At 41.6% G+C, this 19,418-nt stretch carries 21 protein-coding genes and 1 pseudogene; 20 read left to right on the top strand and 2 right to left on the bottom strand.

Going from position 1 to position 19,418, the window contains the following annotated elements:
- The 10 genes and pseudogenes from GMD6S_RS05970 to brnQ form a co-directional block, all read left to right on the top strand.
- Window positions 1-435: pseudogene (locus tag GMD6S_RS05970) on the top strand (ribonuclease J); the annotation flags it as partial.
- Between the two features lie 68 nt (window positions 436-503).
- The gene (locus tag GMD6S_RS05965) at window positions 504-1,283 is read left to right on the top strand and encodes an alpha/beta hydrolase (protein WP_000290058.1); all 780 of its coding nucleotides are present in this window, start codon (window positions 504-506) and stop codon (window positions 1,281-1,283) included.
- A 104-nt stretch (window positions 1,284-1,387) separates the two neighbouring features.
- Complete coding sequence (locus tag GMD6S_RS05960; RefSeq protein WP_000498567.1) at window positions 1,388-2,089, top strand: M57 family metalloprotease; 702 nt, start codon at window positions 1,388-1,390, stop codon at window positions 2,087-2,089.
- A 101-nt stretch (window positions 2,090-2,190) separates the two neighbouring features.
- Complete coding sequence (gene uvrC / locus GMD6S_RS05955; protein ID WP_001061174.1) at window positions 2,191-4,038, top strand: excinuclease ABC subunit UvrC; 1,848 nt, start codon at window positions 2,191-2,193, stop codon at window positions 4,036-4,038.
- Window positions 4,028-4,882 (top strand): metallophosphoesterase family protein, encoded by an 855-nt coding sequence (locus tag GMD6S_RS05950; protein WP_001015772.1) that lies wholly within the window; start codon window positions 4,028-4,030, stop codon window positions 4,880-4,882. Before uvrC ends, GMD6S_RS05950 begins: the two co-directional genes overlap by 11 nt.
- A 174-nt stretch (window positions 4,883-5,056) precedes the next feature.
- A complete protein-coding gene (locus GMD6S_RS05945; RefSeq protein ID WP_000670152.1) occupies window positions 5,057-5,662 on the top strand; it encodes a nitroreductase family protein in 606 nt (201 codons plus the stop codon).
- Between the two features lie 9 nt (window positions 5,663-5,671).
- Window positions 5,672-7,072 carry a dipeptidase PepV gene (gene pepV / locus GMD6S_RS05940; RefSeq protein WP_000215923.1) on the top strand — a complete coding sequence of 467 codons (1,401 nt, stop codon included), beginning with the start codon at window positions 5,672-5,674 and terminating at the stop codon, window positions 7,070-7,072.
- A 53-nt stretch (window positions 7,073-7,125) separates the two neighbouring features.
- Complete coding sequence (locus tag GMD6S_RS05935; protein WP_000078137.1) at window positions 7,126-7,716, top strand: uracil-DNA glycosylase family protein; 591 nt, start codon at window positions 7,126-7,128, stop codon at window positions 7,714-7,716.
- Window positions 7,713-8,000, top strand: coding sequence for a rhodanese-like domain-containing protein (locus GMD6S_RS05930; protein WP_000659165.1), 288 nt, complete (start codon window positions 7,713-7,715; stop codon window positions 7,998-8,000). The genes GMD6S_RS05935 and GMD6S_RS05930 overlap by 4 nt, the downstream gene beginning before the upstream one ends.
- A 184-nt stretch (window positions 8,001-8,184) precedes the next feature.
- Window positions 8,185-9,510: a branched-chain amino acid transport system II carrier protein gene (brnQ, locus tag GMD6S_RS05925; protein WP_001074595.1), complete on the top strand. Its 1,326-nt coding sequence runs from the start codon at window positions 8,185-8,187 to the stop codon at window positions 9,508-9,510.
- 50 nt (window positions 9,511-9,560) lie between these two features.
- Here brnQ and GMD6S_RS05920 read toward each other — a convergent pair whose 3' ends face one another.
- Both GMD6S_RS05920 and GMD6S_RS05915 read right to left on the bottom strand, forming a co-directional pair.
- A complete protein-coding gene (locus GMD6S_RS05920; protein ID WP_000855327.1) occupies window positions 9,561-10,112 on the bottom strand; it encodes a DUF1307 domain-containing protein in 552 nt (183 codons plus the stop codon).
- A 318-nt stretch (window positions 10,113-10,430) separates the two neighbouring features.
- Window positions 10,431-10,979: a DUF1307 domain-containing protein gene (locus GMD6S_RS05915; RefSeq protein ID WP_000844335.1), complete on the bottom strand. Its 549-nt coding sequence runs from the start codon at window positions 10,977-10,979 to the stop codon at window positions 10,431-10,433.
- Between the two features lie 139 nt (window positions 10,980-11,118).
- On the opposite strand from GMD6S_RS05915, the gene GMD6S_RS05910 reads away from it, so the two are divergent.
- The 10 genes from GMD6S_RS05910 (at window position 11,119) to tpiA (ending at window position 19,309) form a co-directional block, all read left to right on the top strand.
- Entirely contained in the window at window positions 11,119-12,156 is a 1,038-nt protein-coding gene (locus GMD6S_RS05910; protein WP_001076927.1) for a M42 family metallopeptidase, read from the top strand.
- A 1-nt stretch (window position 12,157) separates the two neighbouring features.
- Window positions 12,158-12,619, top strand: coding sequence for an HIT family protein (locus GMD6S_RS05905; RefSeq protein WP_000335635.1), 462 nt, complete (start codon window positions 12,158-12,160; stop codon window positions 12,617-12,619).
- A gap of 14 nt (window positions 12,620-12,633) precedes the next feature.
- A complete protein-coding gene (gene ldcB, locus GMD6S_RS05900; protein WP_000747744.1) occupies window positions 12,634-13,350 on the top strand; it encodes an LD-carboxypeptidase LdcB/DacB in 717 nt (238 codons plus the stop codon).
- Between the two features lie 122 nt (window positions 13,351-13,472).
- Entirely contained in the window at window positions 13,473-13,898 is a 426-nt protein-coding gene (gene rplK / locus GMD6S_RS05895; RefSeq protein WP_001085808.1) for a 50S ribosomal protein L11, read from the top strand.
- Window positions 13,899-14,105: 207 nt separating this feature from the next.
- Window positions 14,106-14,795 (top strand): 50S ribosomal protein L1, encoded by a 690-nt coding sequence (gene rplA, locus GMD6S_RS05890; RefSeq protein WP_001085675.1) that lies wholly within the window; start codon window positions 14,106-14,108, stop codon window positions 14,793-14,795.
- A 484-nt stretch (window positions 14,796-15,279) separates the two neighbouring features.
- Complete coding sequence (locus GMD6S_RS05885; RefSeq protein WP_001287243.1) at window positions 15,280-16,038, top strand: class I SAM-dependent methyltransferase; 759 nt, start codon at window positions 15,280-15,282, stop codon at window positions 16,036-16,038.
- 86 nt (window positions 16,039-16,124) lie between these two features.
- Window positions 16,125-16,637, top strand: coding sequence for an adenine phosphoribosyltransferase (locus GMD6S_RS05880; RefSeq protein ID WP_001049315.1), 513 nt, complete (start codon window positions 16,125-16,127; stop codon window positions 16,635-16,637).
- A gap of 186 nt (window positions 16,638-16,823) precedes the next feature.
- A complete protein-coding gene (gene metA, locus GMD6S_RS05875; RefSeq protein ID WP_001122730.1) occupies window positions 16,824-17,768 on the top strand; it encodes a homoserine O-acetyltransferase MetA in 945 nt (314 codons plus the stop codon).
- A gap of 8 nt (window positions 17,769-17,776) precedes the next feature.
- The gene (locus GMD6S_RS05870; protein WP_000220748.1) at window positions 17,777-18,454 is read left to right on the top strand and encodes a DnaD domain-containing protein; all 678 of its coding nucleotides are present in this window, start codon (window positions 17,777-17,779) and stop codon (window positions 18,452-18,454) included.
- Between the two features lie 96 nt (window positions 18,455-18,550).
- Window positions 18,551-19,309 carry a triose-phosphate isomerase gene (gene tpiA, locus GMD6S_RS05865; protein WP_000087891.1) on the top strand — a complete coding sequence of 253 codons (759 nt, stop codon included), beginning with the start codon at window positions 18,551-18,553 and terminating at the stop codon, window positions 19,307-19,309.
- The last annotated feature ends 109 nt before the right edge of the window (window positions 19,310-19,418 follow it).

Here is a 19,418-nt window from a genome sequence, read left to right as displayed (position 1 = left end):
ATCTTCATCCCTAAAAAGGGAACGACCATGTCTTATGAACATGGAGACTTTGTTCCAGCTGGAGCAGTTTCTGCAGGTGATGTCTTGATTGACGGAAATGCCATCGGGGATGTTGGAAATGTCGTCCTTCGTGACCGTAAGGTCTTGTCAGAGGATGGAATCTTTATCGTGGCGATCACTGTCAACCGTCGTGAGAAGAAAATTGTGGCCAAGGCCCGTGTTCATACACGTGGATTTGTTTACCTCAAGAAGAGCCGTGATATTCTCCGTGAAAGTTCAGAATTGATTAACCAAACGGTAGAAGAGTATCTTCAAGGTGATGACTTTGACTGGGCAGATCTCAAAGGAAAGGTTCGCGACAATCTGACCAAGTACCTCTTTGATCAAACCAAGCGTCGTCCAGCAATCTTGCCAGTCGTAATGGAAGCAAAATAATAAGCAGAATACCTACAGAAAAAGTCGAAATTCGGCTTTTTCTTATAGAATAGTAAAAGGAGATAACCATGGCAGTTATGAATATTGAGTATTACTCAAAAGTTTTGGATATGGAGTGGGGCGTTACCGTACTCTATCCAGATGCTAGTCGGGTGACTGAACCAGATTGCACAGATATTCCTGTCCTTTACCTTTTGCACGGAATGTCAGGAAACCAAAATAGCTGGCTCAAACGTACCAATGTCGAACGCTTGTTGCGGGGAACCAATCTCATTGTTATCATGCCCAATACTAGCAATGGCTGGTACACAGATACTCAGTATGGCTATAACTACTATACTGCTCTAGCAGAAGAACTCCCCCAAGTCATGAAACGTTTCTTCCCCAATATGACCAGCAAGCGAGAAAAGACCTTCATAGCAGGTCTCTCCATGGGAGGATATGGTTCCTTCAAACTCGCTCTATCGACGAATCGTTTTTCTCATGCGGCTAGTTTTTCTGGTGCGCTCAGTTTTCAGGATTTTTCTCCTGAAAGTCAAGATCTGGGATCGCTTGCCTACTGGAGAGGAGTTTTTGGAGAAATCAAAGACTGGACAGCTAGTCCTCATTCGCTTGAAAGCATGGCTACAAAATCCGATAAAAAGACCAAACTATGGGCTTGGTGTGGGGAACAAGACTATCTTTACTCTGCCAATAATCTCGCAGTGAAAAACCTCAAAAAGCTTGGTTTTGAGGTGACCTATAGTCATAGTCCAGGTAAGCACGAGTGGTACTACTGGGAAAAACAATTGGAACGTTTTTTGGCTACTCTACCAATTGACTTTGTCTTGGAAGAACGTTTATCTTAGTTTTAGGTTTCTTTCAGCTTTCTTCAGTAAAATAGAGAATCTATCTTGATCAGGGGAAATGCGATTTCAAGATAGGTTCTTATTTTTATGAAAGGTGGAGTGTCATGTTCTGGATTATCCGATTATTGTTCCGATTTCTGTTGGGAATTTGGCGTTTCTTCTGGCGTCTGGTTTGGACTGTGGTCATTCTATTGCTCATTGCCTTTGGAGTGGTTTGGTATCTGACAGGTGATTTTCATTCTGCGGTCAATCAGGTTGAAAAAATGAGTAAGATTGGTCAAGGTGGCTGGAATCAATGGAAGGAGACGGGAACGCTGGAAGTCTTGTCTCAGACAGACAGTCACCAACATGCAGAAGGCAAGTGGGCTCAGGCCTCAGCTCGCATCTATATTGAACCTCAAATGGATGAGACCTTCCAAGGTGCCTATGCAGAAGCTATAAAAAACTGGAATCAAACGGAAGCCTTTACCTTTGAGGTGGTTGCGGATCCTAGCCAGGCAGATATTGTGGCAAGTGAGATGAATGATGGATCGACCGCTGTAGCAGGTCAAGCCGAGAGTCAAACCAATTTGTTAACCAATCAATTTATATCTGTAACGGTTCGCCTGAATCACTATTATCTATCCAATCCAAACTATGGTTATTCTTATGAACGAATCGTGCACACGGCGGAGCACGAACTGGGGCATGCCATCGGTTTGGATCATACCAACGAAACTTCTGTCATGCAGCCAGCAGGTTCCTATTATGGGATTCAGCCTCAGGATGTGACAGCTGTTCAAGAACTCTATACCAGTAGCGACTAGATGAAGTCGGTGCAATCTGAAATGAAATCAAAGCTCCTCCAACAAGTGATTGGTGGGGCTTTTTGTTCGTCCTGTTACGGCCTTTTTGCTATAATGGAACTATGAATAACTTGATCAAATCAAAACTAGAGCTCTTGCCGACCAGCCCTGGTTGTTACATTCACAAAGATAAAAATGGCACTATCATTTATGTAGGAAAGGCTAAAAATCTGCGCAACCGTGTGCGCTCCTATTTCCGTGGGAGTCACGATACCAAGACGGAGGCACTGGTGTCTGAAATTGTAGATTTTGAATTTATCGTCACTGAGTCCAATATTGAGGCACTTCTTCTAGAAATCAACCTCATCAAGGAAAATCAGCCCAAGTACAATATCATGCTCAAGGATGATAAGTCCTATCCCTTTATCAAAATCACCAATGAGCGCTATCCGCGGCTTATTATCACCCGTCAGGTCAAAAAGGACGGTGGTCTCTACTTTGGTCCCTATCCAGATGTAGGGGCAGCAAATGAAATCAAGCGTCTACTGGACCGGATTTTCCCTTTTCGGAAATGTACCAACCCACCCTCTAAGGTCTGTTTTTACTACCATATCGGCCAATGTATGGCCCATACTATCTGTAAAAAAGATGAGGCTTATTTCAAGTCCATGGCTCAGGAGGTTTCTGATTTCCTAAAAGGGCAGGATGATAAAATCATTGATGACCTCAAGGGGAAGATGGCATCCGCAGCTCAAAGTATGGAGTTTGAACGTGCGGCGGAATACCGTGACCTGATTCAGGCCATTGGAACGCTTCGGACCAAGCAACGGGTCATGGCGAAAGATTTGCAAAATCGGGACGTCTTTGGTTACTATGTGGATAAGGGCTGGATGTGTGTTCAGGTTTTCTTTGTTCGTCAAGGCAAGCTCATTGAGCGGGATGTCAATCTCTTCCCCTACTACAATGATCCGGATGAGGACTTCTTGACCTATGTGGGACAATTCTATCAAGAAAAATCTCACCTGGTTCCCAATGAGGTGCTGATTCCGCAGGATATCGATGAAGAAGCCGTTAAGGCTTTGGTGGATACCAAGATTTTCAAGCCCCAACGTGGAGAGAAAAAACAACTGGTCAATCTAGCCATCAAAAATGCCCGTGTTAGTCTGGAGCAGAAGTTCAATCTGCTAGAAAAATCAGTCGAAAAGACCCAAGGAGCTATTGAAAATCTGGGACGCTTGCTCCAAATCCCGACCCCAGTCCGTATCGAGTCCTTTGATAACTCTAATATCATGGGAACCAGTCCTGTTTCAGCTATGGTGGTCTTTGTCAATGGCAAACCGAGTAAAAAAGACTACCGAAAGTACAAGATAAAAACGGTTGTTGGCCCAGATGACTATGCTAGTATGCGAGAGGTTATTCGCAGACGTTATGGCCGAGTTCAACGTGATGGTTTAACCCCGCCAGATTTGATTGTGATTGATGGGGGACAAGGTCAAGTCAATATCGCAAAGCAAGTCATCCAAGAAGAGCTAGGTTTGGATATCCCAATTGCAGGTCTGCAAAAGAATGACAAGCACCAAACCCATGAACTGCTCTTTGGAGATCCACTGGAAGTGGTGGAGTTGTCTCGCAATTCTCAAGAATTCTTTCTCCTCCAACGCATCCAGGATGAGGTGCACCGCTTTGCTATCACCTTCCACCGCCAACTGCGCTCAAAAAATTCCTTTTCTTCACAACTGGATGGGATTGACGGTCTGGGACCTAAACGCAAACAGAATCTCATGAAGCATTTTAAATCTCTCACTAAAATCAAGGAAGCCAGTGTGGATGAAATTGTCGAAGTTGGGGTGCCAAGAGCAGTCGCAGAAGCTGTGCAGAGAAAGTTGAACCCTCAGGAAGAAGTGGAATTGGCTCAAGTAGCGGAAGAGAGAGTGGACTACCAAACAAAAGGAGATTATGATGAACCATAAAATCGCAATTTTATCAGATATTCATGGAAATGTGACTGCCTTAGAAGCAGTGATTGCAGATGCTAAAGCACAAGGAGTCAGTGAATACTGGCTCATGGGAGACATTTTCCTCCCTGGTCCAGGTGCAAATGACTTGGTCGCTCTGTTAAAGGAACTTTCTATCACTACAAGTGTTCGAGGCAATTGGGATGATTGTGTCCTTGAGGCTTTAGATGGGCAATATGGCTTAGAAGACCCACAGGAAGTCCAGCTCTTGCGTATGACACAGTATTTGATGGAACGAATGGATCCTGAAACGATTGTCTGGCTACGAAGCTTACCTATGCTAGAAAAGAAAGAAGTTGATGGGCTGCGCTTTTCTCTTTCTCATAATTTGCCAAATAAGAACTATGGTGGTGACTTGCTAGTTGAGAATGATACAGAGAAATTTGACCAACTCCTAGATGATGAAGTTGACGTGGCAGTCTATGGTCATGTTCACAAGCAGTTGCTTCGTTATGGCAGTCAAGGGCAACAAATCATCAATCCAGGTACCATTGGTATGCCTTATTTTAATTGGGAAAAGTTAAAAAATCACCGTGCCCAATATGCCGTGATAGAAGTGGAAGATGGGGAATTGGTAAATATTCTATTCCGAAAAGTTGCTTATGACTATGAAGCAGAGTTAGAATTGGCCAAGTCCAAGGGTCTTCCTTTTATCGAAATGTATGAAGAACTACGTCGAGATGACAACTATCGGGGGCACAATCTAGAACTCTTAGCTAGTTTAATTGAAAAGCATGGGTATGTGGAGGATGTGAAAGAATTTTTGGAGGCTATAAAGTCAGAATACAAGATAGACTAGTTTCTTTAAACCCCTGAGAATTAGTTGGAACTGGATGAGGAAAAATCTGATTTTAATGATAAGTTTAAATCCAGGGCTTCATCCGTGTTCCAATTTCTTTCTATGAAAAATCTCTGCAAGCTCTTTCAAAATATGGTAGAATGGATGCAGTAGAATTAGAAAAGGAAATCGATTATGAAATTTCTTGAATTAAATAAAAAACGTCATGCGACTAAGCATTTTACTGATAAACCGGTAGATCCCAAAGATGTGCGTACGGCTATCGAAATCGCAACCTTGGCCCCAAGTGCCCATAACAGCCAGCCATGGAAGTTTGTGGTGGTTCGTGAAAAAAATGCAGAATTGGCAAAATTAGCATATGGTTCGAACTTTGAGCAGGTATCATCAGCGCCAGTGACCATTGCCTTGTTTACAGATACAGATCTTGCCAAACGTGCCCGCAAGATTGCCCGAGTTGGTGGTGCAAAGAATTTCTCAGAAGAGCAACTTCAATATTTCATGAAGAATTTGCCTGCCGAGTTTGCGCGTTACAGTGAACAGCAAGTTAGTGACTACTTGGCCCTTAATGCGGGACTAGTAGCCATGAACTTAGTTCTTGCTTTGACTGACCAAGGAATCGGTTCTAACATTATTCTTGGATTTGACAAATCAAAAGCCAACGAAGTTTTGGACATTGAAGACCGATTCCGTCCAGAACTCTTGATCACAGTTGGATACACAGATGAGAAATTGGAACCAAGCTACCGCTTGCCAGTAGATGAAATTATCGAGAAGAGATAGGAAGAAAAAATGACAGTTATTGATTTTACAGCAGAAGTAGAAAAACGCAAAGAAGACCTCTTGGCTGACTTGTTTAGCCTTTTGGAAATCAACTCAGAACGTGATGACAGCAAAGCCGATGCTGAGCATCCATTTGGACCTGGTCCAGTAAAAGCCTTGGAAAAATTCCTTGAAATCGCAGACCGTGATGGCTATCCAACTAAAAATGTTGATAACTACGCAGGACATTTTGAGTTTGGTGAAGGAGAAGAAGTTCTCGGAATCTTTGCTCACATGGACGTGGTGCCAGCTGGTAGCGGTTGGGACACGGACCCTTATACACCAACTATCAAAGACGGTCGCCTTTATGCGCGTGGAGCTTCAGACGACAAGGGGCCTACAACAGCTTGTTACTATGGTTTGAAAATCATCAAAGAATTGGGGCTTCCAACTTCTAAAAAAGTTCGTTTCATCGTCGGAACAGATGAAGAATCAGGCTGGGCAGACATGGACTACTACTTTGAACATGTAGGACTTGCGAAACCAGACTTCGGTTTCTCTCCAGATGCTGAATTCCCTATCATCAATGGTGAAAAAGGGAATATCACAGAATATCTCCATTTTGCAGGTGAAAATACTGGTGCAGCTCGCCTTCACAGCTTCACAGGTGGTTTGCGTGAAAACATGGTACCTGAATCAGCAACAGCAGTCGTTTCAGGTGACTTGGCTGACTTGCAAGCTAAACTAGATGCCTTTGTTGCAGAACACAAACTCAGAGGAGAACTCCAAGAAGAAAACGGCCAGTACAAGGTGACTGTGATTGGTAAATCAGCTCATGGTGCTATGCCTGCATCAGGTGTCAATGGTGCGACCTACCTTGCCCTTTTCCTCAGTCAGTTTGACTTTGCAGGACCTGCAAAAGACTACCTCGACATCGCTGGTAAGATTCTCTTGAACGACCATAAGGGTACAAATCTCAAGGTTGCTCATGTAGATGAAAAGATGGGTGCCCTTTCTATGAGTGCCGGTGTCTTCCGCTTCGATGAAACAAGTGCTGACAATACGATTGCTCTTAACTTCCGTTATCCAAAAGGAACAAGCCCAGAGCAAATCAAGTCAATCCTTGAAAACTTGCCAGTTGCTTCTGTTAGCCTTTCTGAACACGGTCACACCCCTCACTATGTACCGATGGAAGATCCACTTGTGCAAACCTTGTTGAATGTTTATGAAAAACAAACTTGTCTTAAAGGTCACGAGCAAGTCATCGGTGGTGGTACCTTTGGTCGTTTACTGGAACGTGGGGTTGCCTACGGTGCGATGTTCCCAGACTCAATCGATACCATGCACCAAGCCAACGAATTTATCGCCTTGGACGATCTCTTCCGAGCAGCAGCAATCTATGCTGAAGCTATTTATGAACTGATCAAATAAAATGATAGAAGTCTGAGATTGTATGCTTGGACTTCTTTTTGGAGGGAAAACAGATGTCTCAAATTGAAAGAATCAAGCAAGCCATTATGGCGGATCCGCAAAATACCAGCTATACAGAACGCGGAATCGAACCTCTCTTTGCGGCGCCAAAAACTGCCCGTATCAATATTGTCGGTCAGGCTCCTGGGCTTAAAACGCAAGAAGCTGGGATTTATTGGAAGGATAAGAGTGGCGATCGCTTGCGTGAGTGGCTAGGTGTGGATGAGGACACCTTTTACAATTCAGGTTATTTTGCAGTTCTGCCCATGGATTTCTACTTTCCGGGGCATGGCAAGTCAGGCGACCTTCCACCTCGTACAGGTTTTGCAGAAAAATGGCATCCGCAACTCTTGCAAGAGTTGCCCGATATCCAATTAACTCTCTTGATTGGACAATATGCCCAAGCCTATTATTTACATGAAAAAGTTAGTGGCAAGGTGACAGAACGGGTAAAACACTACAAAGACTATCTACCAGAATTTTTCCCTCTGGTGCACCCCTCACCACGAAATCAAATCTGGATGGCCAAAAATCCTTGGTTTGAGTCAGAAGTAGTGCCCGATTTGAAAAAAAGAATTCAAAAGATTCTTGGAGAAACAAAATGAAAGAAATTACTTTTAACGATTTTTACCAGCTTTATCAAAATGAGCAACTTTCTCTAGTGGACGTGAGAGAAGTAGAAGAGTTCCAGACGCTTCATTTAGAAGGTGCTCAAAACCTACCACTTAGTCAATTAGCTGATATCTATGATCAGTTGGACAAGGACCTCTTGCATTATGTCATTTGTAAATCTGGAATACGTTCAGCGCGTGCTTGTCAATTTCTAGTTGAACAGGGTTATGAAGTTATCAATGTTCAAGGTGGAATGACGGCCTTTGAAAATCTTTAAACCTCTATGGTGATAGATCCTAATCTTCCCTTGCTCGGTTCCAACTGAGTGAGGGATTTTGTTTTTAGATAATTCTTATTTTTAAAAATATTGAAAACATTCAATGATTAATTTTGGATACTTTTTTCAGAGTCTTAATCATGGTATACTAGGTCAGTATTTTAGAAATATGAAGGAGATTTTTATGGCTAAAAAAGGTGCCCTAACAGGCTTGCTCCTGTTTGGAATATTTTTTGGTGCGGGGAACTTGATCTTTCCGCCTTCTCTAGGTGCCCTATCTGGAGAACAGTTTCTTCCTGCCATCGCAGGTTTTGTCTTTTCAGGTGTCGGTATTGCCGTCTTGACACTTATTATTGGAACGCTAAACCCGAAAGGATACATTCACGAGATTTCTAAGAAAATCTCACCTTGGTTTGCGACGCTTTATCTTGCAGTCCTCTATCTATCAATTGGCCCCTTCTTTGCCATTCCGCGTACAGCAACAACAGCTTACGAAGTTGGGATTAGCCCCCTCTTATCCGAAGCAAACAAAGGTCTAGGATTGATTGTCTTTACCGTGCTTTACTTTGCAGCGGCTTATTTAATCTCGCTCAATCCATCAAAAATCTTGGATCGAATCGGACGCATCTTAACGCCAGTCTTTGCCTTGTTGATCGTTATCTTGGTTGTACTAGGTGCCTTCAAATATGGTGGAACAAGCCCTCAAGTAGCTTCAGCGGCCTATCAATCTTCTGCTTTCGGGACAGGATTCCTAGAAGGTTATAATACCTTAGATGCCCTTGCTTCAGTTGCCTTCAGTGTGATTGCAGTTCAAACCTTGAAACAACTTGGATTCTCCAGTAAGAAAGAGTATATTTCAACTATTTGGGTGGTTGGTATCGTTGTAGCTCTTGCCTTTAGCGCTCTTTATATCGGTTTAGGATTCCTTGGAAATCACTTCCCAGTACCAGCCGAAGCGATGAAGGGTGGAACACCAGGTGTTTATATCTTGTCGCAAGCAACTCAGGAAATCTTTGGATCAACAGCTCAACTCTTCCTTGCTGTTATGGTAACTGTAACCTGCTTCACAACGACAGTTGGCTTGATTGTGTCGACAGCAGAGTTCTTTAACGAACGTTTCCCACAAATCAGCTACAAGGTCTATGCCACTGCCTTTACCTTGATTGGATTTGCTATTGCAAACCTCGGTTTGGATGCAATCATTAAGTACTCAGTGCCAGTACTGGTAATCTTGTACCCAATCACCATCGCCATTGTGATGATCGTGATTGTGAATAAGTTTGTCGCCCTATCAAAACCGGGCATGCAGTTAACTATTGGGCTTGTTACAGCTATTGCTCTTGCAAGCGTCCTTGGAAGTTCCTTTAAGATTGAGTTTCTAGAAAATCTGATTAATGCCCTTCCGTTTGCGTCAGCCTCTCTTCCATGGCTAGTGCCAGCTATTATCGGAATCTTGCTTTCATTGTTTCTACCAAACAAACAAGAGAGTGATGTTTTTGAGATGGAATAAAAAAAAATTCTTGGTCATCGACCAAGAATTTTTTGTATGAGCACGACTCATTAGTTGGTTTGTTCAATATATCCAGCCTCTTTAAGCATTTTTCTAGTTTTTAGAAAACTTACACGGCTTCCAGAGCCAGAAACTTCATTTGGCATTGCTTTTTTCATCTCTTCGAGATTCACAACAGTCATGTCAACCTCCATGCTATGGATGACTTTTCCATCTTTGAATTCGATATTTTGTGTAATGCCTTTAAGTCCTTCCTCCTTTTTATAAGTTTTCACGATAAGTTCTTTAATCTCTTCTGCTGACCTGTCCAGTATTTCAGGGTCAAAAACATTATAGACTTCTTGTTTTACAACATCATCCCCCTTAACAGTGTATGTCAAGGTAGAAGTTCTTCCGGGATTGCTATTGTGAACAAAAATGTAGTTTTTTGTCTCATCTTTCTTTTCAGATGATTGTTGGCTGCTTTGTTTGGTCTCGCTTGACTGAGTTGTTTTGTCTTCTTTGCTACTGCTGCTAGCAGGTGTAGATGCTTGTTTGGAACATCCGAGCAGGAGGATAAGTGAAGCCACTAGGGCTAGTGAAGTTTTAACCAGAGTTTTCATAGAATTTCCTTTCATAATCAAAGTATTTTGTATTATAACATGATTCTACTACAAAATCAACTAGACCTACCCTTTTATCTGAACTGACATTCCAATGAACAGAAACTAGTCAGACGATTAAAGTTTTGTCTCCATCTATTTCAAATAACTTTTATCCTATGGCTTTATAAGGGTGTGAAGTTTTAAATGCACTTTTTATGGGATTGGGAGGACTCTATTGGACTCATCGGTTAGGGATGTAATAAAATACCCCAAGAGTTAGAGTTGTGTCTAACTTTTGGGGTGGACCTACACTAGTCTATATGAAATTTTAGGAGATTAGTTCGTCTTTTCTGTGAACCCCATTTTTTCCAGTGCTTTTTTAGAGTTTGAGAAACTGACACGATTGCCGATACCAGAATATTCTTCAGGAAGTGCTTTTCTAAGTTCGCTAATACTTGCAACTGAGAAATCAACTTCTAAATCTTGAACAACTTTTCCATCTTTGATTTCAATCGTTTGTTTAACACCTTTGAGTCCATTATAACCTTTGTACTTTTCTTCGATAAAACTCTTGACATCTTCTGGAGTTGCGTTAAGAATCTCAGGATCTGCAACATTTTGAGCGGTTTGCTTGATAACATTGTCCCCCTCTACAGTATAAACCAAGGTAGAAGTGATTCCAGAATTGCTTTTGTTGACAAAAGTATGTGTCTTGGCTGTTTCTTTCTTTTCAGATGATTGTTCAGTGCTTTGTTTGCTCTCACTTGACTGAGTTGTTGTGTCTTCTTTAGTACTGCTAGCAGTTGTTGATGCTTGTTTGGAACATCCGAGCAGGAGGACAAGTGAAGCCACAAGGGCTAGTGATACTTTAAAGTATGATTTCATATTTGTTACTTTCCTTTCATAATCAAAGTATTTGTATTATAACATGGATCTATAGTGAAAGCAACTAAACACAGTTTTTCTCCTTTTGAGAAGGAGTCTGACTAGAAAAATGTTATAATGGTAGGAAAGAGGTGAAGAAATGAATCAGACTATAAACTATATCAAAGAACTAACCGCAATTGCATCTCCGACGGGCTTTACTCGTGAGATCTCAGACTATCTAGTCCATACTTTAGAAGAGCTTGGTTACCAGCCTGTTCGCACAGCCAAGGGTGGTGTCAATGTTACTATTAAAGGTCAAAATGATGACCAACACCGCTATGTGACTGCCCATGTGGATACGCTGGGTGCTATTGTCCGTGCTGTCAAACCAGATGGCCGTCTCAAATTGGATCGTATCGGTGGTTTCCCTTGGAACATGATTGAAGGGGAGAACTGTACGGTTCATGTGGCTAGCACAGGTCAAACGGTATCTGGGACCATCCTCATCCATCAAACTTCTTGCCATGTCTACAAAGATGCAGGAACTGCTGAACGCACACAGGACAATATGGAAGTGCGTTTGGACGAAAAAGTAACCAATGAAAAGGAAACGCGCGCCTTGGGCATCGAGGTTGGCGACTTTATCAGTTTTGACCCGCGAACTGTCGTGACAGAGACTGGTTTTATCAAGTCCCGTCATTTGGATGACAAGGTCAGCGCAGCAATTTTGCTCAATCTTCTTCGTGTTTATAAGGAAGAGGGGATTGCATTGCCAGTAACAACTCATTTTGCTTTTTCAGTCTTCGAAGAGGTTGGTCACGGTGCCAACTCCAATATTCCAGCTCAGGTAGTGGAATATCTAGCTGTGGATATGGGAGCTATGGGCGATGACCAGCAGACGGATGAGTATACAGTTTCTATCTGTGTCAAGGACGCTTCAGGTCCCTATCACTATGACTTCCGTCAACACTTGGTAACTTTGGCGAAGGAGCAAGATATTCCTTTTAAGCTCGACATTTATCCATTTTACGGTTCGGATGCTTCAGCGGCTATGTCAGCAGGAGCAGAGGTCAAACACGCCCTCCTTGGAGCTGGTATTGAGTCCAGTCACTCTTACGAACGAACACATATTGATTCGGTCGTGGCGACAGAGCGTATGGTAGACGCCTATCTCAAGAGCACCTTGGTAGAATAATATGTGCTTGATTTGTCAAAGAATTGAATGGATCAAGGCAGGGGAAAATCCCTACTTTGTAAAAGAACTAGAAACAGGCTATGTTGTTATTGGAGATCACCAATACTTTAAGGGCTATACCTTATTTCTGGCAAAAGAGCATGTCACAGAACTCCACCATATGGAGACTTCTGTAAAACTTCGCTTTTTAGAGGAAATGAGTTTGGTCCAAGAAGCAGTCGCCAAAGTATTTGAGGCTGAAAAGATGAATATTGAACTCCTAGGAAATGGTGATGCCCACGCTCATTGGCATCTCTTTCCACGAAGAACAGGTGATATGAAGGGTCATGGATTGAATGGCCGTGGGCCAGTCTGGTGGATGCCATGGGAAGAAATGGCGGCAGAAGATTGCCAAGTGAAATCCCATGAGTTGGAACAAATGATTAAAGCCTTATCCGATGAATTAGAGAAGCACGTGGTCTAAGAGAGGAAGGAAAAATGAAAAAAAGATACATTGTTTTATCTGGTTTGCTGGCAGTAACCCTAGCAGCATGTTCTCAAGAACAACCTAAAAATGAAGAAAATACTCAAAAAACAGAACAAACTAGTCAACCTGAAGGAACTGTAGGGAGCAAATCCCAAGCTTCTAGTCAGAAGAAGGCAGAAGTTGTCAATAAGGGAGACTACTATAGTATTCAAGGGAAATACGATGAAATCGTCATAGCTAATAAGCACTATCCTTTGTCAAAAGACTATAATCCAGGAGAAAATCCAACAGCTAAAGCAGAGTTGCTGAAGCTCATTGCAGCAATGCAAGCAGCTGGCTACCCAATCAGCGATCACTACAGTGGTTTTAGAAGTTATGAAACTCAAACCAAACTTTATCAAGACTATGTCAATCAAGATGGTAAGGAAGCAGCAGATCGCTACTCAGCTCGACCAGGTTATAGTGAACACCAGACGGGCCTTGCTTTTGACCTTATTGGGACAGATGGTGATTTAGTTACTGAAGAAAAGGCAGCCCAGTGGCTCTTGGATCATGCGGCTGACTATGGCTTTGTCGTTCGCTATCTCAAAGGCAAGGAAAAAGAGACTGGCTACATGGCAGAAGAATGGCATCTCCGCTACGTTGGAAAAGAAGCCAAAGAAATTGCTGCAAGTGGCCTCAGTTTGGAAGAATACTATGGATTTGAAGGCGGAGATTACGTCGATTAAAAAAGTAATTTTTCTCTTGCATTTTTAGATAAATAGTGTATAATAGAAAGGTGTGTGTAAAGCATACTTGTGGGAGGTAAAAATCTTTAATTACCGCCAAAACCACAAAGGAGGATTTAAAAATGGCTAAAAAAGTCGAAAAACTTGTAAAATTGCAAATCCCTGCTGGTAAAGCTACACCAGCTCCACCGGTTGGACCTGCTCTTGGTCAAGCTGGTATCAACATCATGGGATTCACAAAAGAGTTCAACGCTCGTACAGCTGACCAAGCTGGTATGATCATTCCAGTTGTTATCTCAGTATACGAAGACAAATCATTTACTTTCGTTACAAAAACACCACCAGCTGCTGTTCTTTTGAAAAAAGCTGCAGGTGTTGAAAAAGGATCAGGTACACCTAACAAAACTAAAGTTGCTACAGTTACTCGTGCACAAGTACAAGAAATTGCAGAAACTAAGATGCCAGATTTGAACGCAGCAAACATTGAGTCTGCAATGCGTATGATCGAAGGTACTGCTCGTTCTATGGGATTCACTGTTGTTGACTAATCAATAACACAGTAGAAAATCTCACAGCAGTCTATTAGTTGCTTTTCATACTAGGCCAGTGACTGACGCTTGTACTTGGGTACAGTAAAGGAACTTAACGAAGTAGGAAAAGAAAATCAATAGACTGAATACCCGCAAGACTTCATCATTTCGAGAAGTGACGTGGGAGATGAAAATCGATTGAACCACTTACAAGGAGAATAGAAAATGGCTAAAAAAAGCAAACAACTTCGTGCTGCTCTTGAGAAAATCGACAGCACAAAAGCATACAGTGTAGAAGAGGCTGTAGCACTTGCAAAAGAAACTAACTTTGCAAAATTTGACGCAACTGTAGAAGTTGCTTACAACTTGAACATCGACGTTAAAAAAGCTGACCAACAAATCCGTGGCGCAATGGTATTGCCAAACGGTACTGGTAAAACTTCACGCGTTCTTGTTTTTGCACGTGGTGCAAAAGCTGAAGAAGCAAAAGCTGCTGGTGCAGACTTTGTTGGTGAAGATGACCTTGTTGCGAAAATCAACGACGGTTGGTTGGACTTCGACGTAGTTATCGCTACACCTGACATGATGGCTCTTGTTGGACGTCTTGGACGTGTCCTTGGACCACGTAACTTGATGCCAAACCCTAAGACTGGTACTGTAACAATGGATGTTGCTAAAGCAGTTGAAGAGTCTAAAGGTGGTAAGATTACTTACCGTGCTGACCGTGCAGGTAACGTTCAAGCAATCATCGGTAAAGTATCATTTGAAGCTGAAAAATTGGTTGAAAACTTCAAAGCTTTCAACGAAACAATCCAAAAAGCAAAACCAGCTACAGCTAAAGGAACTTACGTAACAAACTTGACAATCACAACTACTCAAGGTGTTGGTATCAAGGTTGACGTAAACTCACTTTAATTAACAGATTTTTAAAAACGAGTACGAAAGTGCTCGTTTTTTTAGGTACGACGGACATTCCGTTCATCTGAGGTGTAAGTCCTCTGTGGGTACCATATACTAGTAAAGCCAAAAGTGATTCCCAAGCCTGACTATTGTGAGTAGCTGATCGAACGGCATTAGGATAGACTGTTTAAGTCTGACGTTGGAAATAAGAATCGGCAGAGAAAGAGATAGAGAAATCTTGGCTATACGAATAGGCACGTGATAGTAAAGCGTATATAGCGGATAAGAAGGCCAGCAACTCTAAAGTACAAATATGTAGGCGTAACCTATATGCGTAAACTACGTGAGCAATTGAATTCGAACTAGAGAGGTGATTAATAGATTTATGCTATAGTCATGGTAGCTTGTATGCTTTTGATTCTAGTTTATCAAATAATAGATTAGAATTGTCAGACAATATAATTTTATGTTATAATGAAGAAAAAATAGAGGTGTTCAAATGTCAGAAGCAGGTCATAAGTTTTTAGCAAAACTGGGGAAAAAACGCTTACGTCCAGGTGGAAAACGTGCTACAGATTGGTTAATTACGGAAGGAGGATTTTCAAAAGAAAAGAGAATACTAGAGGTTGCGTGCAATAGGGGAACTACAGCAATTGAGTTAGCACAGCGTTTTGGTTGTAAGATAACTGCTGTTGATATGGATGGACAAGCCTTAGAAGTGGCTAAAAAATCTGCTGAAACGGCAGGTGTTGGTCATTTGATCAGATTTGAAAGAGCAAATGCAATGAAACTTCCTTATGGAGATGCTAGTTTTGATATTGTTATAAATGAAGCTATGCTGACTATGCAAGCCGATCAAGCTAAGAAAAAATGTGTAATGGAGTATCTGAGGATTTTAAAACCTGAAGGTCTTCTTTTGACACATGATGTGCTTCTTAAGGAAGCTAAAGAGTCTGTCAGACAGGAATTGTCACAAGCAATTCATGTAAATGTAGGTCCTTTAACTCAAGATGGTTGGGAACAGGTGATGATAGAATCAGGTTATCGTGATGTGAAAATATTGACTGGTGAAATGACATTAATGAAATTATCAGGTATGATTTATGACGAAGGTTGGCTAGGAACTTTGAAAATTTGCGTAAATGCTTGTAAAAAGGAGAATAGAAAGCAGTTTTTAACTATGTATAAAATGTTTGCTAAGAATAAACAGAAATTGGGCTTTATTGCTATGGCTAGTTATAAATCGTCAAATCGTTAGATAATTATTGAAGTTAACTTTTCCTTTTTTCTTTCTTAAAAAATATGGTATAATAGAGAGTAAAAAACTTTGAAAGAAAGAAAAAGATGAATTTAAAAGATTATATCGCAACGATTGAGAATTATCCTAAGGAAGGTATTACCTTCCGTGATATCAGCCCTTTGATGGCAGATGGAAATGCTTATAGCTACGCTGTTCGTGAAATTGTTCAGTATGCAACCGATAAGAAGATCGACATGATCGTGGGCCCAGAGGCTCGCGGCTTTATCGTGGGCTGTCCTGTTGCTTTTGAGTTGGGAATTGGCTTTGCTCCTGTTCGTAAACCAGGGAAATTGCCACGTGAAGTCATTTCTGCTGACTATGAGAAAGAGTACGGTATTGATACCTTGACCATGCATGCTGATGCGATTAAGCCAGGTCAACGTGTTCTCATCGTAGATGATCTTTTGGCAACAGGTGGAACTGTCAAAGCAACGATTGAGATGATTGAAAGACTTGGTGGAATTGTAGCCGGTTGTGCTTTCTTGATTGAGTTGGATGAGCTTAAAGGCCGTGAAAAAATCGGAGATTACGATTACAAGGTACTTATGCATTATTAATGAAAAACAGTCCTTGGGGCTGTTTTCTCTTCATCTGCTATATAAATTAACTATAGCTAGTTAGAGAAAAACTATAATTGAAAACTATATCTTCATACAGTATAATAAAGGGAAGAAGTATTTGGAGGTTTTTGCTTTCAAACAGACAACATCATTCCCGAAATAGAGAACTGTTAGGAGGGTATTATGCCGATTCGAATTGATAAAAAATTACCAGCTGTGGAGATTTTAAGGACAGAAAATATCTTTGTTATGGACGACCAACGGGCTGCTCATCAGGATATTCGCCCCTTGAAGATTTTGATTTTAAATCTCATGCCTCAAAAAATGGTAACAGAAACGCAACTCTTGCGACATTTGGCTAATACCCCTTTGCAATTAGATATTGATTTCTTATATATGGAAACACATCGTTCCAAGACAACTCGTGCCGAACATATGGAAACATTCTATAAGACCTTTCCAGAGGTCAAGGATGACTTTTTTGATGGAATGATTATCACAGGAGCACCAGTGGAGCATTTGCCTTTTGAGGAGGTAGATTACTGGGAAGAATTCAAGCAGGTCATCGAATGGTCCAAGACGCATGTTTTTTCAACCCTCCATATCTGTTGGGGAGCACAAGCAGGTCTTTATGTTCGCTATGGCGTTGAAAAGCACCAGATGGATCGGAAACTATCAGGTATTTACCCACAGGACACCTTGAAAGAAGGGCACCTTCTTTTTAGAGGTTTTGATGATCGCTATGTAGCTCCTCATTCTCGTCATACTGAGATTTTAAAAGAAGAAATCTTAAACAAGACCAATCTGGAGATTCTGTCAGAAGGTCCTGAGGTTGGGGTTTCTATCCTAGCTAGTCGAGATTTGCGTGAGATTTATAGTTTTGGTCATTTGGAGTACGATCGTGACACTTTGGCAAGAGAGTATTTTCGTGATTATGAGGCGGGACTCAACCCTCATATCCCAGAGAACTACTTTAAAAATGATGATGTAAATGAGACGCCTTGTCTCTGTTGGTCTTCATCAGCTGCCCTCTTTTTCAGTAATTGGGTAAACTATGCAGTTTATCAAGAAACCCCTTTTGACTGGAGAAAGGTAGAGGATGATGCGGCTGCATTTGGATATCTATAAGAGGAATTATGACATATTTTGACGCTTTTAAATCAGGGAACTTGGTTTTGCCAAGTGCCCTTCTCTTGCATTTTAAGGAACTCTTTCCTTCCAGCGAAGATTTTCTGGTCTGGCAATTTTTCTATTTACAAAATACCACAGCCCTAGGAGATGTTTCGCCTAGTCAGATTGCTGAAATCATTGGGAAAGAGGTGGCAGATGTCAACCAATCTATTTCGAATTTGACTGAAAATGGCTTGCTACAATATCGAACCATTGAACTAAACGGGGAAATTGAGCTGATTTTTGATGCTAGTTTGGCTTTTGAACGCTTGGATAGCTTACTAGATAGCCAAACTCCAGCTACAACAGTCCCAAACCCGCAGAATCAGTTGAAGGATCTGGTTGAAACTTTTCAGCAGGAATTGGGACGCTTATTAACACCATTTGAAATCGAAGACCTTTCTAAGACTGTCAAAGAAGACGGAGTTAAGGCGGATTTGATCAAGGAAGCTCTCCGAGAGGCCGTTCTCAATGGCAAGCCAAACTGGAAATATATTCAGGCAATCCTACGAAACTGGCGCCATGAAGGTATTCAGTCTGTGACTCAGGTAGAGGCCAAACGAGCAGAGCGAGAAGTCAACAATCCCAAACAAGTTCAGGCTTCGGCTGATTTCCTCGATGCCATGAATTTGTGGCAAGATTAGTCGCTTGAAAAATCTTGAAAATTAGAGTAAGGTTTGCAAGCTCCTTATAAATATGATAGAATAATAGTGAATAAAATGAAAAAAGAGGTATGTGAAATGTCACGTAAACCATTTATCGCTGGTAACTGGAAAATGAACAAAAATCCAGAAGAAGCAAAAGCATTCGTTGAAGCCGTTGCATCAAAACTTCCTTCATCAGACCTTGTTGAAGCAGGTATCGCAGCTCCAGCTCTTGATTTGACAGCTGTTCTTGCTGCTGCTAAAGGTTCAAACCTTAAAGTTGCTGCTCAAAACTGCTACTTTGAAAATGCAGGTGCTTTCACTGGTGAAACTAGCCCACAAGTTTTGAAAGAAATCGGTACTGACTACGTTGTTATCGGTCACTCAGAACGTCGTGACTACTTCCATGAAACTGACGAAGATATCAACAAAAAAGCAAAAGCAATCTTTGCAAACGGTATGCTTCCAATCATCTGTTGTGGTGAGTCACTTGAAACTTACGAAGCTGGTAAAGCTGCTGAATTCGTAGGTGCTCAAGTATCTGCTGCATTGGCTGGATTGACTGCAGAACAAGTTGCTGCATCCGTTATCGCTTATGAGCCAATCTGGGCTATCGGTACTGGTAAATCAGCTTCACAAGACGATGCACAAAAAATGTGTAAAGTTGTTCGTGACGTTGTAGCTGCAGACTTCGGTCAAGAAGTTGCGGACAAAGTTCGTGTTCAATACGGTGGTTCTGTTAAACCTGAAAACGTTGCTTCATACATGGCTTGCCCAGACGTTGACGGTGCCCTTGTTGGTGGTGCGTCACTTGAAGCTGAAAGCTTCTTGGCATTGCTTGATTTTGTAAAATAATCTCAGTTATTCCAGACAGTCTGCTAAGACTGTCTTTTTTTTAAAGACTGTATATTTTTCTTAAATTATCAGTCAATTACAACTTTTTTAATATGGGTTAATTTTCTTG

The organism is Streptococcus sp. GMD6S, from assembly GCF_000297015.1.
The sequence above is the reverse complement of the archived record's forward strand: the minus strand, read 5'-3'. Positions and strand labels throughout refer to the sequence as shown.

Bases quoted from the DNA above. Each gene is read 5' to 3' on its own strand.
- uvrC (WP_001061174.1), top strand. From the start codon at position 2,191: ATGAATAACTTGATCAAATCAAAACTAGAGCTCTTGCCGACCAGCCCT.
- GMD6S_RS05920 (WP_000855327.1), bottom strand. From the start codon at position 10,112: ATGAAAACTCTGGTTAAAACTTCACTAGCCCTAGTGGCTTCACTTATC.
- GMD6S_RS05905 (WP_000335635.1), top strand. From the start codon at position 12,158: ATGTGCTTGATTTGTCAAAGAATTGAATGGATCAAGGCAGGGGAAAAT.
- GMD6S_RS05880 (WP_001049315.1), top strand. From the start codon at position 16,125: ATGAATTTAAAAGATTATATCGCAACGATTGAGAATTATCCTAAGGAA.
- GMD6S_RS05915 (WP_000844335.1), bottom strand. From the start codon at position 10,979: ATGAAATCATACTTTAAAGTATCACTAGCCCTTGTGGCTTCACTTGTC.
- tpiA (WP_000087891.1), top strand. From the start codon at position 18,551: ATGTCACGTAAACCATTTATCGCTGGTAACTGGAAAATGAACAAAAAT.
- GMD6S_RS05930 (WP_000659165.1), top strand. From the start codon at position 7,713: ATGAAAGAAATTACTTTTAACGATTTTTACCAGCTTTATCAAAATGAG.
- metA (WP_001122730.1), top strand. From the start codon at position 16,824: ATGCCGATTCGAATTGATAAAAAATTACCAGCTGTGGAGATTTTAAGG.
- rplA (WP_001085675.1), top strand. From the start codon at position 14,106: ATGGCTAAAAAAAGCAAACAACTTCGTGCTGCTCTTGAGAAAATCGAC.
- brnQ (WP_001074595.1), top strand. From the start codon at position 8,185: ATGGCTAAAAAAGGTGCCCTAACAGGCTTGCTCCTGTTTGGAATATTT.
- GMD6S_RS05945 (WP_000670152.1), top strand. From the start codon at position 5,057: ATGAAATTTCTTGAATTAAATAAAAAACGTCATGCGACTAAGCATTTT.
- GMD6S_RS05950 (WP_001015772.1), top strand. From the start codon at position 4,028: ATGAACCATAAAATCGCAATTTTATCAGATATTCATGGAAATGTGACT.
- GMD6S_RS05965 (WP_000290058.1), top strand. From the start codon at position 504: ATGGCAGTTATGAATATTGAGTATTACTCAAAAGTTTTGGATATGGAG.
- pepV (WP_000215923.1), top strand. From the start codon at position 5,672: ATGACAGTTATTGATTTTACAGCAGAAGTAGAAAAACGCAAAGAAGAC.
- GMD6S_RS05910 (WP_001076927.1), top strand. From the start codon at position 11,119: ATGAATCAGACTATAAACTATATCAAAGAACTAACCGCAATTGCATCT.
- GMD6S_RS05885 (WP_001287243.1), top strand. From the start codon at position 15,280: ATGTCAGAAGCAGGTCATAAGTTTTTAGCAAAACTGGGGAAAAAACGC.
- ldcB (WP_000747744.1), top strand. From the start codon at position 12,634: ATGAAAAAAAGATACATTGTTTTATCTGGTTTGCTGGCAGTAACCCTA.
- GMD6S_RS05960 (WP_000498567.1), top strand. From the start codon at position 1,388: ATGTTCTGGATTATCCGATTATTGTTCCGATTTCTGTTGGGAATTTGG.
- rplK (WP_001085808.1), top strand. From the start codon at position 13,473: ATGGCTAAAAAAGTCGAAAAACTTGTAAAATTGCAAATCCCTGCTGGT.
- GMD6S_RS05935 (WP_000078137.1), top strand. From the start codon at position 7,126: ATGTCTCAAATTGAAAGAATCAAGCAAGCCATTATGGCGGATCCGCAA.
- GMD6S_RS05870 (WP_000220748.1), top strand. From the start codon at position 17,777: ATGACATATTTTGACGCTTTTAAATCAGGGAACTTGGTTTTGCCAAGT.